This is a genomic window from Aquirufa sp. TARAVU-A1A (assembly GCF_054558675.1).
In genome coordinates this window covers 323,062-338,167 of sequence record NZ_JBPXKP010000004.1, presented here as the reverse complement: position 1 = coordinate 338,167, position 15,106 = coordinate 323,062, and the positions used below count along the sequence as shown (strand labels likewise).

The 15,106-nt window shown below is 39.5% G+C and carries 13 protein-coding genes; 6 read left to right on the top strand and 7 right to left on the bottom strand.

Features of this window, described 5'->3' with window-relative positions:
- The first annotated feature begins 68 nt into the window (after positions 1-68).
- The gene (gene ispG / locus V7S75_RS07770; RefSeq protein WP_459512830.1) at positions 69-2,054 is read left to right on the top strand and encodes a (E)-4-hydroxy-3-methylbut-2-enyl-diphosphate synthase; all 1,986 of its coding nucleotides are present in this window, start codon (positions 69-71) and stop codon (positions 2,052-2,054) included.
- Between the two features lie 4 nt (positions 2,055-2,058).
- On the top strand, positions 2,059-2,247 hold the full coding sequence (locus V7S75_RS07765; protein ID WP_459512828.1) for a DUF6728 family protein: 189 nt from the start codon (positions 2,059-2,061) through the stop codon (positions 2,245-2,247).
- Here the strand turns inward: V7S75_RS07765 and V7S75_RS07760 are convergent, their stop codons facing one another.
- Both V7S75_RS07760 and gldC read right to left on the bottom strand, forming a co-directional pair.
- Entirely contained in the window at positions 2,248-3,294 is a 1,047-nt protein-coding gene (locus V7S75_RS07760; RefSeq protein WP_459512827.1) for a thioredoxin family protein, read from the bottom strand.
- A gap of 9 nt (positions 3,295-3,303) precedes the next feature.
- Positions 3,304-3,654, bottom strand: coding sequence for a gliding motility protein GldC (gldC, locus tag V7S75_RS07755; RefSeq protein ID WP_459512825.1), 351 nt, complete (start codon positions 3,652-3,654; stop codon positions 3,304-3,306).
- Positions 3,655-3,734: 80 nt separating this feature from the next.
- Between gldC and V7S75_RS07750 the strand changes: the two genes are divergently transcribed.
- Positions 3,735-4,988: a competence/damage-inducible protein A gene (locus V7S75_RS07750; protein WP_459512823.1), complete on the top strand. Its 1,254-nt coding sequence runs from the start codon at positions 3,735-3,737 to the stop codon at positions 4,986-4,988.
- Positions 4,989-4,991: 3 nt separating this feature from the next.
- Positions 4,992-6,263 carry a dihydrolipoamide acetyltransferase family protein gene (locus V7S75_RS07745; protein ID WP_459512821.1) on the top strand — a complete coding sequence of 424 codons (1,272 nt, stop codon included), beginning with the start codon at positions 4,992-4,994 and terminating at the stop codon, positions 6,261-6,263.
- Between the two features lie 42 nt (positions 6,264-6,305).
- Here V7S75_RS07745 and V7S75_RS07740 read toward each other — a convergent pair whose 3' ends face one another.
- The 4 genes from V7S75_RS07740 to V7S75_RS07725 all read right to left on the bottom strand — a co-directional run bounded on the left by V7S75_RS07740 (position 6,306) and on the right by V7S75_RS07725 (position 10,657).
- Positions 6,306-7,067: an acyl-CoA desaturase gene (locus V7S75_RS07740; protein ID WP_459512819.1), complete on the bottom strand. Its 762-nt coding sequence runs from the start codon at positions 7,065-7,067 to the stop codon at positions 6,306-6,308.
- A 98-nt stretch (positions 7,068-7,165) separates the two neighbouring features.
- Positions 7,166-7,879, bottom strand: coding sequence for an RsmE family RNA methyltransferase (locus V7S75_RS07735; RefSeq protein ID WP_459512817.1), 714 nt, complete (start codon positions 7,877-7,879; stop codon positions 7,166-7,168).
- Positions 7,880-7,882: 3 nt separating this feature from the next.
- A complete protein-coding gene (locus V7S75_RS07730; protein ID WP_459512815.1) occupies positions 7,883-8,443 on the bottom strand; it encodes a hypothetical protein in 561 nt (186 codons plus the stop codon).
- A gap of 6 nt (positions 8,444-8,449) precedes the next feature.
- Positions 8,450-10,657 (bottom strand): glutamine synthetase III family protein, encoded by a 2,208-nt coding sequence (locus tag V7S75_RS07725; RefSeq protein WP_459512813.1) that lies wholly within the window; start codon positions 10,655-10,657, stop codon positions 8,450-8,452.
- A gap of 243 nt (positions 10,658-10,900) precedes the next feature.
- On the opposite strand from V7S75_RS07725, the gene V7S75_RS07720 reads away from it, so the two are divergent.
- Together V7S75_RS07720 and mtaB are read left to right on the top strand one after the other, a co-directional pair.
- Complete coding sequence (locus tag V7S75_RS07720) at positions 10,901-11,914, top strand: glutamine synthetase beta-grasp domain-containing protein (RefSeq protein WP_459512811.1); 1,014 nt, start codon at positions 10,901-10,903, stop codon at positions 11,912-11,914.
- A gap of 91 nt (positions 11,915-12,005) precedes the next feature.
- Entirely contained in the window at positions 12,006-13,328 is a 1,323-nt protein-coding gene (gene mtaB / locus V7S75_RS07715; RefSeq protein ID WP_459512809.1) for a tRNA (N(6)-L-threonylcarbamoyladenosine(37)-C(2))-methylthiotransferase MtaB, read from the top strand.
- A 399-nt stretch (positions 13,329-13,727) separates the two neighbouring features.
- On the opposite strand, the gene V7S75_RS07710 is transcribed toward mtaB, so the two are convergent.
- Positions 13,728-15,074 carry an ammonium transporter gene (locus V7S75_RS07710; protein ID WP_459512807.1) on the bottom strand — a complete coding sequence of 449 codons (1,347 nt, stop codon included), beginning with the start codon at positions 15,072-15,074 and terminating at the stop codon, positions 13,728-13,730.
- Positions 15,075-15,106 lie beyond the last annotated feature (32 nt).

The window sequence follows — 15,106 nt, the reverse complement described above, 5'->3', positions numbered from 1 at the left end:
GAAAGATAAGTTGGAAGCAGCCCCATCTTTCCATTGGTAGATGGGGCTTTTCTTTGTAATTTTGTTTTATGACTCGACTCATTGATTCTCCGAATGCTCATTTAATTGCCGATGGCAATCAGTATGCTCCCTCCCTTTGGTCTTATCAACGGCGGGAAACAATACCTGTTCAAATTGGTGATTTGTACATGGGATCAGATTTCCCCATTCGGATTCAATCCATGACTACGGTTGACACAATGGACACCCAAGGTTCCATCGATCAATCCATTCGTATGATCGATGCAGGTTGTGAGTTAGTTCGAATTACGGCTCCATCCGTTAAAGAGGCACAAAATTTAGAGAATATTCGTAAAGGTCTACGTGAAAGAGGTTATACAACTCCCCTGGTTGCAGATATACATTTTACACCCAATGCAGCCGAATTAGCGGCTAGGATTGTGGAAAAAGTACGGATTAACCCAGGAAACTACGCGGACAAAAAACGCTTTGAAACCATTGATTATACGGATGTTTCTTATCAGGCGGAGTTAGACCGGATTCGTGATAAATTTTTGCCTTTGGTGAAAATTTGCAAAGAATATGGAACGGCAATGCGTATCGGAACTAATCATGGATCATTATCGGATCGTATTTTAAGTCGCTATGGCGATACTCCGCTCGGGATGGTCGAATCGGCTTTGGAATTTTTGCGTATTTGTGAGGATGAAAAGTATTCGAACATTGTTCTTTCGATGAAATCATCGAATACGCAAGTCATGGTAGAAGCCTATCGTTTGCTGAGTAAAAAATTAGGGGATGGTGGTTTTAAGTCCTATCCCATGCATTTAGGTGTGACGGAAGCGGGTGAAGGCGAAGATGGCCGTATAAAATCGGCGGTCGGTATTGGAACCTTATTGGAAGATGGCTTAGGTGATACGATTCGTGTATCCTTGACGGAAGATCCTGAATTTGAAATTCCAGTTGCCCAAGAGTTGGTTCGTCGCTATGAATTCAGAGCTTCACAAAGTTCACCTATTGAGCCAGTTGTTGTGGAGAAACCTTTTGCATCTCCGATTAATCCATTTGCACATGAGCGCAGAAAGTCAAATGAATTAGTGAATTTTGGGGGGCATCAAGTTCCTCGCGTCATTGCAGATTTTTCTCAAATGACTCGCATCCAAATGGATGATTTGAAGGCTATAGGTCATTTTTATCTTCCTGAGCCCGACAAATGGGCAATGAATGATTTGGGTGCAGACTACATCTACACGGGTAAACATTCGGTTGATTTTATGTTGCCGAATGGATTAAAGCAAATCGTTAATTCTGAATCGTGGAATGGGAATCCGCAAGTTTATCCCTTATTTACGATGGAGGAATGGAATTCAGCGATTGCACGTCATTCCGAATTAAATTTCGTCTCAATCGAAGCAGAGGAATTAGCTAATGTCCAATTTGATGGATTGACTAATGTTGTGTTGGTCTTACATAGCAGTAACCCGCATCAAATGGCAGCCATGCGGCGTGGATTTTTTGAACTTGTTCAACGAAATATACAGGTTCCTGTTGTTATTAAAATCGCTTATCCCAACGTAGATGATAATCAATTACAATTGTTTGCTCCTACGGATGCAGGGGGATTGTTGATAGATGGATTCGGTGATGGAATTATGTTATCTATGCCTTACATGCAAGATAAAAATGCCTTATTAAATGCAACAGCCTTTGGCATATTACAAGCGAGTCGGGTTCGAATTTCCAAAACAGAATACATCTCCTGCCCATCTTGCGGTCGTACTTTATTTGATTTACAAGAAACGACAGCAAAGATACGCCAAGTAACAGATCACCTGAAAGGTATAAAAATTGGTATCATGGGTTGTATTGTGAATGGACCCGGTGAAATGGCTGATGCTGATTATGGTTATGTAGGAATTGGAAAAGATAAGATTGCCCTGTACAAAGGGCAAGAAGTTGTTAAAAAGTCAGTCCCAGCGGATTCAGCTGTGGATGAATTAATTTCCTTGATTAAAGAAAACGGAGACTGGCGTGAACCGTCTATAAACGAATAAAATTATGAGCAGATTAAAAGAACAATTCAAAGTTGGCGAAGTTTTCACATACTTTATTCGTGTGTTTCAAAAGCCTAAACCTGGTGCACCTACCAACTTCAACATTCGTACGATGCACACGATTAACAAAATCTCGATCTTGATGTTTTTGTTTTGTGTTTTGGTTATGCTGTATCGCGCTTTCCTTCGCTAATTATTTTAGGCCAAATTTACACCAATTCGTCTGTGCGAATTTGAGTGCTGCCTTATCTTTCGTCTTTGATTTGACAAAATCACAGAGATACTGATATTCTTTTGGGCCTGGAGCGCTTGGTAATTCATTGATTAGGTTTTCGATAACCTTAATCGCCGCCATCGCCTTCTTTTGCTTAAATAAGAGTGTGCTCTCCGCCATCCACGTTCTTCTAATAATGGATCCTTTATCGATCTCGCATTTAGCCATTTGGTCTTTCATGCGTTTGAGATCTGCACTAGATAGTTTATTGATCTGTGAGCTTGTCATTACAATTTGAAACACATTTTCATAAATCATTTTAACCAAACCCGGATCTGCGATACGATTATACTGTGCTAAATGCCCGACGAAATAATCAAATAAGGCATTGTTATTGTTCATCATCACCATTTGAATGATGTTCAAAGCGCTCTGACTGACATATTGATTCGTAGGCATTACTTTAACTAACTCATTCACAACCTTGATGTTCGTTGCCGTATCAGCTGTCAAACGAGCATATTGTGCATAGTTTAATAGAAATGCAAATCCTCGGTCGCCCGACTTGAATTTTGTGGCAAAATTACTGGCTTGTTCTGCCGGGTTTGCAGCTTTCTGAGCAATACTATTCACATTCAATATCGAATTTTCACGTTCCCCAAAGGCTTTTGCCTGAACGAGTTTCATCGTTTTAGGTTCAAAAAATAAGAATGTCGGCGTAGCATTGATGATTACCTTCAACTGTTGGAGAATTCGTTGGCTTTCAGGTTTACGAATATCTAACTGGTAATTGACAAAATTCGTGTTGTAAAATGTCCCTACTTGCGGTTGGGCAAACGTACCTTTAAACGAATTGCAAATGTGGCAATCAGGCGCATAAACTTCCACAAACAATAATTTATTTTGTTGTTTTGCAGTTGCAATGGCTGTATTTAAATTGCTTGATTTCAGGAAGTTAATTCCTTTTTGTGCAAATCCGCTTGAAGCAAGAAAGGATAAGAATACAATGAATTTGATTGAACGCATGCGCTTGGATTATTGGCCTTTTGAGGCCGCTGTAATTTCTTTCTTTAAGTTTTGGGATAGTTTTTTACACACTTGTTCCACTTCGAGTGCAAATTCAGAATCTCCTGTCGCTTGTAATGCGGCATCGCCTACTGTTCCCATAATTTCAATGAAGAATCGTTTCATATCTAAAACCTCCATGTCTTTTGTCCATAAAGGTAAGGTTAACGTACCCTTGTGGTAAGGATCCCATGTAGCTACTAAAATTGCCTTCGTTTCCTCGATTCCTTCGTTGGGATTATCCGTTGCTGACCAAGAAATTTGTTCAGGAATGCTATTGGCGTCTAATTGTATTTTGAAATTGATTTCAGAATGTTTCATGGGGGCTATTTGTTTTTCGATTCATCCGTGTGTTTCCAAACGAATTAAATCGTATTTTCGTACAAAAGTAAGAAAACTAAATGGTTCGAGCAGAAATAATTACCATTGGCGATGAGATTCTCTACGGTCAAATCCTTGATACGAATACCCAATGGATCAGCTTGGAACTCGATAAAATAGGTATCAAAACCGTGCGGAAGTCTTCCGTAGGTGACCAACGAGACGCGATTGTTCAAATTCTACAAGAAGCGCAAAAGCGTGCCGATATTGTATTTATTACGGGTGGTCTTGGACCCACGAAAGATGATTTAACGAAAAAAATCTTAGCTGATTTTTTCAATTGCCCCCTCGCCTATCATCCTGAGGCTTTGCAAGATGTGACGGATTTCTTTGCCAAAAGAGGGCGTGAACTAAGTGATATTAATCGCGATCAAGCGCTTTTACCCACAAAATGCACCTTCATTCCCAATAAACAAGGAACTGCGCCAGCAATGTGGTTCAACGAACAAGATACGATATGGGTTTCTATGCCGGGCGTTCCTTTCGAAATGAAAGCCATCATGGAAACGGAGGTTTTACCGCGCATAACCACGCATTTTAAACTTCCTGTCATTGTTCATCAAATTAGAAAAGTAGTTGGGATTGGTGAATCCTATCTATCTGATTTAATTCAGGTTTGGGAGTTACAATTACCCTCCCATTTGAAATTAGCTTATTTGCCTTCTTTGGGAATAGTCAAACTTCGTCTTACTGGCTTTGGGCAAGATAAAGCTCAATTACATGCTGATATCGATGTTGAGTTTGAAAAGGTGATGCCCCTAATCAAAAGCTATATTTTTGGCCGAGAAAAAGATGAGTTTGCGAGTGTTGTAGGTCAGTTGCTCGTAGACCAACAAGCTACATTGGCTGTTGCTGAGAGTTGTACAGGAGGCTATTTAGCGCATCAATTCACTCAGCATGCAGGAAGTTCCGCTTATTTTCAAGGGGGGATTATCAGTTATGCGAATGATGTAAAAGTGAAGCAATTGGGTGTTTCTCAAGCAATATTGGATTCTGTTGGAGCCGTTAGCGATACTTGTGTAATGGCCATGGCAGCTGGCGCGCGGAAGCATTTAGGTACGACCTATGCGCTAGCAACTTCGGGGATTGCAGGACCTGATGGAGGCACAGAAGAAAAACCTGTGGGTACGATATGGATTGCGTTGGCTCATCCGAATGGTGTAATTGCCCGCAAATTAACGCAGGGAGGTACACGCATTCAAAACATACATTTGAGTTCTTTAACAGCAATTAATTTGCTGCGTAGATATTTATTAAACGATTTGGCAGAATAAAATATGGCAATCACAGAAATCATCATGCCCAAAATGGGGGAAAGTATCATGGAAGCTACCGTATTAAACTGGTTGAAACAACCAGGGGATTACGTGGAAGCAGATGAATTTATTCTAGAGGTTGCGACTGATAAAATCGATACAGAAGTTCCATCGCCAGTGGCAGGATATTTGAAACAGATTCTCATTCCTGTAGGTCAAGTGGCTACTATTGGAAAAGCCATCTGCATCATTGATGCCAACGATGATGTGCCTGTTGAGAAAAAGTCATTTGAAGCATCCGATGTTTTTCACCCCGAACCTGAGTTGGCGGCATTGACCGACTTAAGTTTAGGTCAAAACATCGACACGAGCACTGATAAGTCTAATCCGTGGGTTTCGCCGTTGATTAAGCAGATATGCCAACAAGAGAAAGTGTCTCAACGGGAATTAAGTGAAATTCGTGGTTCAGGTATGGATGGTCGAGTGACCAAGAAAGACGTCTTGAATTACATTGCTGTACGTAATTCTAAACGTATGGTTGCCTCGGGAACCTTGAGTCAGGGTCCAGGATTGCGTTTGCCTGGTGACGAGGTAATTGAAATGGATCGCATGCGGAAGATGATTTCTGAACGTATGTCGGATTCAAAACGTATTTCTCCCCATGTTACATCTTTTTTAGAAGCTGATATTACCGCTTTGGTACAATGGCGTGAGCAAAATAAGGCGAAGTTTTTGGAGAAATATAAAGAGCCCATTACTTATACACCGCTCTTATTTATGGCCACTGCGCAGGCGATTAAGGATTTTCCTGGGATTAATATTTCTGTGGAGGGGAATTACATCGTGCAGCATAAGCAAATTAATATAGGTATGGCAGTTGCTCTACCCAATGGTAATTTAATCGTGCCTGTTATTCATAATGTAGACGAATTGTCTTTAGTGGAATTGACGAAAAAGGTTAATGATTTATCGAATCGTGCACGAAAAAACAAGTTGACACCTGCCGATTTAGAGGGAGGAACTTATACAATCTCGAATATCGGCGGTTTTGGTAATTTGATGGGCACTCCCATCATCGTTCAGCCACAAGTTGCGATTATGGCATTTGGGGTGATTGAAAAGAAACCTGCAGTCATCACAGGGCCGAATGGCGAAGATCAAATTGCTATTCGTCAAAAGATGTTCATCTCGCATTCCTATGATCACCGTGTCGTTGATGGATCATTAGGTGGTGGTTTTGTCAAACGTGTTTCTGATTACTTGGAGCGTTTTCAAATTGAATTAGATCTATAAACGAAAAAAGGCTATCATTTCGAAAGCCTTTTTTGCTGAATGCTAGAATTTAGCATTGGGATCTTTTACGTTTGGACGAATAATACGTAACCAAGTTAATAATTTGATTAATGGATACGTAGGGTCAAATTCAAACCATTTAGTCGCAAAATTCACGCGATTGGGTAATTTATGGTGATTGTTTTGGAACAACTCACCCATCATAACTACATCAAATACCAATGAATTTCTTGAGTGATCGTGGTTGTCATAATTTTGATAACCATATTTGTGGCCTGACCAATTGACAATCGCTCCATGTACTGGTCCCATTAAGAAATGAACTGGTAATAGAAAGAAAAATGCCCAATGCATGTCAAAGTAAACAAAAGCTACAATGTATAAAGATGCATAGGCAACACCCCAACCAATACGTGAAATCCAAGAATCGCCAATGCGTTCAATGGTTTTAGATACTGGGTAATCATGCTCGAAGCGCTCTTCTACTTTTTGCTTACGATTTAATACTGCATTATAAATGTCTTTTGTTTTCCACATCATTGTGAAAACATTGCTTGAAAACATGGGAGAATGCGGATCTTTCGGAGTATCTGAAAATGCATGGTGCATACGGTGTAAAATCGCATAGGCACGTGGGCTTAAGAAAGATGAACCTTGCGATAAATAGGTTAAGAAATAAAAGAATTTCTCCCAAAACTTACTCATCAAAAACATTTTATGAGCTGAATATCGATGTAAAAAGAAGGTCTGACTAAATAATGATACGTACCAGTGAATAACAAATGCGGGAAGTACTAATTGCATAAATTTTAATTAAAGTTTCAAGCCACAAATTTACACATGAAAATCTCCACTTTGCGCAATTCAACCGAATACTTTTCTGATTTTAATCAGTTTCTAAATTACTCGTGTGCAAGGTGAATGGCATGAGTCGTTGCAATACAAGCTGTCTCCGTTCGAAGGATAGCTTTGCCAAGACTAAATGGAGTAAAATTATTCTTCAACATGTTGGTAGTTTCCTCGCTTGAAAAATCCCCTTCTGGGCCGATGAACAGATAGTAAGACTTATTTAAACCAATTTGTTTTCCTAAAGTTGGTACAGGAGGATCGCTAATATGTGCAAATAATGCTTGATCATCAGCGCCTAATTTAATCGTATCCATGACTTGCTTTAGAGGTGCTAAAGCCTGAATTTTGGGTAAAAACAAGTTTTTCGATTGCTTTAATGCAGCGATGGCAATTTTCTCTAAGCGATTCAATTTCATTTCTTTGCGCTCAGAGTTTTTGGAAACGAAAAAACCGATTGTATGAATGCCAAATTCACAACATTTCTCAACCATCCACTCCATGCGTTCCATTTGCTTGGTTGGGGCTACATACAAATGAATCTGAAAAGCTGGTTTTTCTTGTTTTTCAATTAATTGGAGTTTTACAAAGCTTGTTTTTTTTGAATCGATTGAATCAATAACTGCTTCATAAAGCCCTCCTACTCCATCCAAAATGCGAATAGCATCACCACTTCGTAAACGCAAAACCCGACAAGCATGAAAGGATTCTTCTTCATTTAAGAAACCTATGCTAGTCGGGTTGGGCGCAAAAAATACATATTTGCTCATGTATTACTCGGGATCTTCAGAACGAAATGAAAAACGAGACGGATCTAACGAGAGTGTTCCGCCATTAAAATCAGAAATGAATTTTTCAATAACATCATCTTCTAAAGATGGTACATAAAGCGCTACCTCGAGACCGATTCCATATTCGAAATCCTCATCGATTTCGATGTATTCATTTACTTTGATTTCATCATTTTCCTCTAATTCATCAATGATTTCAAGAATCATTACTTCAACCTCTTCGTCCAACGATTCATTTTCAACGTATGTTTCATCTCTATTTTCAATAGGAACGTACAATGGAAAATGGTGAATCGCTTCTTGTTCTGCCGCTTCATAAATCGCACTCGCGTAATGTAGTTGCAAGGTGCAAAGGATTGCATCGTAAATTACTTCTTGTTTATTGAATTGGCCCACAAACTGTATGTGGACCATTTCTTTCTCATTCCCTGTTGGTAAATCGTCATCCTCAATAACGATAAATGGCTTATTAGCCTGTTTGCACTGGTCTTTTAATTGTTGGATTTCCTCCTTCGAAAAACCAGGGTTTGCGTTCGTTGTCATGTAGGATTATTTGATTAATAGTAATTCGCGGTATTTGGGTAATGGCCATTCATCATCGTCAACGATTAATTCAAGTTTATCGACAGCGTAGCGAATTTCCTCGAAATAACCTTTAACCTTTGTTCCATAAAGTGTTGCTCTAGCTTCCAACTCCTCTACATTATTTGCTTCTTTACGAGCCTCAGTCATTTCATTTTGTAAACGAACGATTGTCGAAGTGTATTCAGAGATTTTCTTAATCATTTCAATGGTAGGTGCAAAGTATTGAGGGTCGATACCGATTTCCTTTTGACCTTTTACATTCTCTACTAATTGCGTTTGATATTTTAGTGAAGTAGAAACTATGTGATTAATTGCCATATCTCCAATGACACGTGATTCAATCTGAATTTTCTTTACATAGTTTTCTAATTCAATTTCGTGACGCGCGTGCATCTCTTCTTTGGAATAAATCCCGTGTTTTGTGAATAATTCGATTGATTCTGGTCTTGCGTAAACAGCCAAAGCTTCAGGCGTTGTTTTTAAATTAGATAAACCTCTTTTCTCTGCTTCAACAACCCATTCATCAGAATATCCATTTCCTTCAAAACGAATTTTCTTCGATTCTTTCACATATTGCTTCAAGACCTCCATGATAGCAAGCTCCTTCTTCACTCCTTTTTCGAGGATAACCTCAACTTCCTTACGGAATTTGATTAATTGATCCGCAACGATGGTATTCAATACTGTCATAGGTGCTGCCGAGTTCGCAGAAGATCCAACAGCACGGAATTCAAATTTGTTTCCTGTAAAAGCAAATGGAGACGTTCTATTTCGGTCGGTATTATCAAGAATCAATGAAGGGATTTTATTGATACCTAATTTAAGGTATACATTATCTCCTTTTTCTAAGGTAATATCATCGATATCACTCATATTCTCTAAGTCATCCAAAACTTGGCTCATTGTCGAACCCAAGAATGCAGAAACAATCGCAGGTGGAGCTTCATTGGCTCCTAAGCGGTGTTCATTACCTGCGGATGCAATCGATGCACGTAATAAATCAGCACGATCATGTACTGCTTTCAACGTATTTACAAAGAACGTAAGGAAACGTAAGTTTTCTTTTGGCTTTGATGATGGGCCTAATAAGTTAACTCCCGTATCTGTGGCTAATGCCCAGTTATTGTGCTTTCCAGATCCATTGATGCCAGCGAAAGGCTTCTCGTGAAATAATACCTTTAATTTATGCTTTGATGCAACCTTATTCATTAAGTCCATCAACAGCGCGTTGTGATCGCAAGCTAAGTTGGCCTCTTCAAATGTTGGCGCCACCTCAAATTGCGCAGGTGCTACTTCATTATGACGCGTACGAACCGGCATACCCAATTTCAAGGCTTCAATTTCGAAATCTACCATGAATGCATTCGCACGATTTGGAATTGATCCAAAATAGTGATCTTCTAATTGTTGGCCTTTAGCTGGAGCGTGACCAAACACTGTTCTTCCTGACATCACCAAATCAGGACGTGCATTGAATAATGCTTCGTCAACCAAGAAATATTCTTGCTCTGCTCCCAGTGTAGGAATAACTTTACTTACATCGCGATTAAAGAATTCTTTGACAACAGCTGTAGCTGCTTTGTCAATTAATTCAATGGATTTCAATAAGGGTGTTTTATAATCAAGTGCTTCTCCAGTATACGACACAAATACCGATGGAATACAAAGAGTAGCTGTGCCAGCAGCATTCTCCATAATAAATGCTGGAGAAGATGGGTCCCAACCGGTATACCCACGTGCCTCGAATGTAGAACGAATACCTCCGTTCGGGAATGACGATGCATCAGGTTCTTGTTGGACTAATGCTGATCCTTTGAATTTCTCAACAGCCTTACCATTGCTTAAATCAATATCGAAAAACGAATCATGTTTCTCTGCGGTGGTACCCGTTAAGGGTTGAAACCAGTGCGTATAGTGCGTAGCTCCTTTCGATATAGCCCAAGATTTCATAGCAGCAGCAACCTCATCTGCCGCATCACGATCAATTTTAGATCCTGTTTGGATAGCAGTATTTATCTTCAAATAGGCTTCAGGTGATAATAATGAGCGCATTACCTCATCGCTGAATGTCATACTGCCATAGTAATCACTAACTTTCTCTGTGGGTAATTTTACAGGTGTTCCTGCACGCATTTGAGCTAATTCAAGTGCTTTAAATCGAGTTATAGCCATAATTTTTCTAGATGTATTGAACATTAAAGCTAACCAAAATGTCTGAATTTACATAGTCGTTTTATGCTGTTTTTAAAATTGTATTTGCTTAGGTATTAATTTGATTTTTTGCGGATTTTGCAAATACTCGTTTGTATTTCTTCGTTTTTGTGAAATTTTCTGTTGTTTTTCTAGAAATCTCGTTTAAATTTGTATCATGTTTTCGCATAAAAGTATTTTTATTATCATTTTAAGTATAAAATCATGGCTAAATCAAAATTAGAGTACATTTGGTTGGATGGCTACAAGCCAACACAGAGTTTACGTTCTAAGACGAAAATCGAGAACAATTTCAGTGGAAAATTAGAGGACTTAGATATGTGGTCTTTTGATGGTTCTTCTACACAGCAAGCTGAAGGTGGTTCTTCTGATTGTTTGTTGAAGCCCGTTTATGTTTGTCCAGATCCAGCACGCCGTGATGGTTATTTAGTTATGTGTGAAGTGTTGAACGCTGATGGTACACCACATGAGACCAATGGTCGTGCAACAATTGATGATGATGATAATGATTTCTGGTTTGGATTTGAGCAAGAATATTTCTTGTGGGATCCAGAAACTAATAAACCATTAGGATTTCCAGCAAACGGTTATCCGGCTCCTCAAGGACCTTACTACTGTTCAGTAGGTGCTAAGAATGCCTATGGACGTGAAATTATTGAAGAGCACATGGACTTGTGTATTGACGCAGGTTTGAATATTGAAGGTATTAACGCAGAGGTTGCTGCTGGTCAGTGGGAATTCCAAATGTTTGCCAAAGGTGCTAAACAAGCGGGTGACGAAATCTGGTTAGGTCGTTATTTGTTGGAGCGTTTAGGCGAGAAATATGGTGTTGCGATTAACTGGCACTGTAAGCCTTTAGGTGAGTTGGATTGGAATGGTTCAGGCATGCACGCGAACTTCTCAAATACAACTTTACGTACAGCTGGAAATAAAGAAGCATATGATAAAATTTGTCAATCGTTTGCTCCATTTGTGAAAGAACACATTGAAGTTTACGGTGCTGACAACCACATGCGTTTAACAGGTAAACATGAAACAGCTTCGATTCATGATTTCTCTTATGGAATCTCAGATCGTGGTGCTTCAATTCGTATTCCTATCGCAGCTGTTGAAAAAGGATGGAAAGGTTGGTTAGAAGATCGTCGTCCAAATTCAGCGGCAGATCCTTACAAAGTAGCAGCTCGTATCATCAAAACGGTGAAAACTGCGAAAGTTTAAGTTGTTTTAATCTTGCATTTATATACTTTATGATTGAAAATGGCGGGTTTTCCCGCCATTTTTGTTTTATTTTGTGTCCTGAATTGGATAAATGAAAAAGGTCGCCTTTTATACACTCGGTTGTAAATTGAATTTTGCGGAATCAAGCTCGATTGCCCGCTCTTTAGAACCATTGGGTTTTGTGCGAGCTGAATTTCAAGATAATCCGGATTTGTTCGTTGTTAATACATGTAGTGTGACAGAACAGGCCGATAAGAAATGCAAAAAAGTAGTACGAGAGGCAAAAAAAATCAACCCAGCGGCTGCTGTAGTCATCATCGGTTGTTATGCCCAATTGAAGCCAGAAGAAATTGCGGCAATTCCAGGGGTGGATTTAGTACTTGGGGCAAATGAAAAATTCCAGTTGCCTGAATTGATAATCCCCTATCTCGACCGTACTGTTCAAGATTTACCCAAATTAATCGCTTCTGAAATTCGTTATGATTTAGATTATCATGCATCTTACAGCGTGAATGATCGAACGCGGACATTCTTGAAAGTGCAAGACGGCTGTGATTACCCTTGCTCCTATTGTACCATTCCTTTAGCTCGCGGACAATCACGTTCGGATTCAATTGAAAAAGTATTAGGGCTGATTGAAGAAATTGCGGCAAATGGTGTTAAGGAAATTGTATTAACAGGTGTTAATATTGGAGATTTTGGAATCCAACAAGGTAAACGGGTGGAAACATTTTTTGATATGGTAAAAGCAATCGAAGAAAAATCGGCGATTGAACGTTTTCGTATCTCGAGTATTGAACCCAATTTATTGACGCCAGAAATTATAGCATTTTTGGCTACTTCTAAACGCTTTGTGCCTCATTTTCATATTCCACTGCAATCAGGTTCAAATGCAGTTTTGCGTTTGATGAAGCGTAGATATCAACGAGAATTATACCAAGATCGGGTTGCTTTGATTCGTTCGGTAATGCCCAATGCTTGTATAGGTGTAGATGTTATTGTAGGGCATCCAGGTGAAACGCCTGAGTTGTTTTTGGAAACCTATCAATTTCTAAATGAACTTGAAATCTCCTATCTGCACGTATTTCCTTATTCAGAACGGGCAAATACCTATGCCGTTGACATCAAACCAAAAGTTGATGGTATGCAAAAGGCCGAACGCTCTAAGATGCTCCACATTTTGTCAGATAAGAAGCGTCATGCTTTTTATGAAGGACAGTTGGGGAAAACAGGTCTTGTATTGTTTGAAGAGTCATCCGAAAATGGCCAAATGGAAGGTTTCTCTGAGAATTATGTGCGTGTCTCTGTTCCTTATGATCCTTTGTTGATTAATACAATTCAACCTGTACGTTATAAGTCATTTGCTGAAACTGGTGATGTGAAGGGGGAAGTGATGTTAGTCGCTAGTCGCTAGTCGTCAGTCATTAGTCCGAAGGTTATGCAAGTTTCGCTAGGACTTTTATGTCAACTTTATTCCTTGTTTCTATCTGCAAATTAGGCATTATGTTAATTAGGTAAGAATTGTTATTTCTTTGAAGTTGTTCGCATAAATAATATTCCTTAAAGACTCGTTGATGAAGTTATTGCTTCACAACTTACTCTTCATTCTTCGCTCTTCACTCAAAGACGCGAAGTATCGAGTCTCTACAGTCCAACGTCCAAAGTCCAAAGTCTAACGTCCAAAGTCTAACGTCCAAAGTCTAACGTCCAAAGTCTAACGTCCATCAAACAAAAAAGCCAGCAACTATAAGTCGCCGGCTTTCTGATTGAAACAAAACCACAAGAACCATTACTTGCGGTCCTGCTGTGTGAACTATTCTGCAATCGATTCGTCGTGTTGCGAGATGTCCAATCCTAATCTTTCTTCTTCTTCTGTAACGCGCAATGGAATGATCTTGTCCGTGATAATTAATAAAACATAAGATAAACCAAAAGCAAAAGCTGAAACAATAGCCAAGGCTAATAAGTGTTTTAAGAATAATGCAGTTTCTCCGTAGAATAAACCTTGTTCAGCAACAGCTGCATTTACTGCTGACGTAGCGAAGATACCTGTCATTAACATACCTACCATACCACCTAAACCGTGGCAAGGGAATACGTCTAATGTATCATCTAGGTTAGAAGATGCTCTCCAGTGTGCCGCAATGTTCGAAACAATTGCCGCAATCACTCCAATGAAAATAGCTACTGGAACTGTTACGAATCCAGATGCAGGTGTGATAGCTACTAAACCAACCACAGCACCAATACAAAAACCTAACGCAGATACTTTTTTACCACGAGTTACATCGAATAAAATCCATGATAAACCCGCTGCAGCTGCAGCTACGTGTGTTGTTGCGAAAGCTGTTACGGCTAATCCGTTGGCTCCTACGGCAGAACCTGCGTTAAATCCAAACCATCCGAACCACAATAATCCGGTACCTAATAATACATATGGAATGTTAGCTGGAGGCAAAATGTTTGACTCAATGTGTGACTTACGACGACGTAAGTATAAAGCGCCTGCTAAGGCAGCCCAGCCAGCTGACATGTGAACGACTGTACCACCTGCAAAATCCAAAACGCCTAAATTAAATAAGAAACCATCTGGATGCCAAGTCCAGTGTGCTAAAGGTGCATAAACAACTACACAGAATAACACCATGAATAGAACAAAAGCACGGAAGTTGATGCGTTCTGCTAATGCACCTGAGATCAAAGCTGGAGTGATTACGGCAAACTTCATTTGGAAGAATGCAAATAGGGCAAATGGAATAGTGAATTTTAATTGGTCAGATGATCCCAATGAAAGTTTATGGTCAAACACGCCGTTGAACATGAAAAATGTTCTAGGGTCACCAATCCAACCGCCTAATGAATCGCCGAATGCCAAAGAGAATCCGAAAACAATCCAAATAACGGAAATTACACCCATTGCAATAAACGATTGTAACATCGTTGAGATCACATTTTTGTGATTAACCATTCCTCCGTAGAAATAAGCTAACCCTGGTGTCATTAATAAAACTAAGCCAGAGGCTACAATCATCCAGGCTGTATCACCCGTGTCTAAACCTTCTGTAGGCATTGCGCCCGGAACAGAAGTCGTAAATAATGCAAGTACTGCAATGGCTACTAATACAAGTAGCGGAATCCATGTTGGTTTTTGTGAAGTCATGTTCGTACTGGTTAAAAGTGAATAAAAGGGGA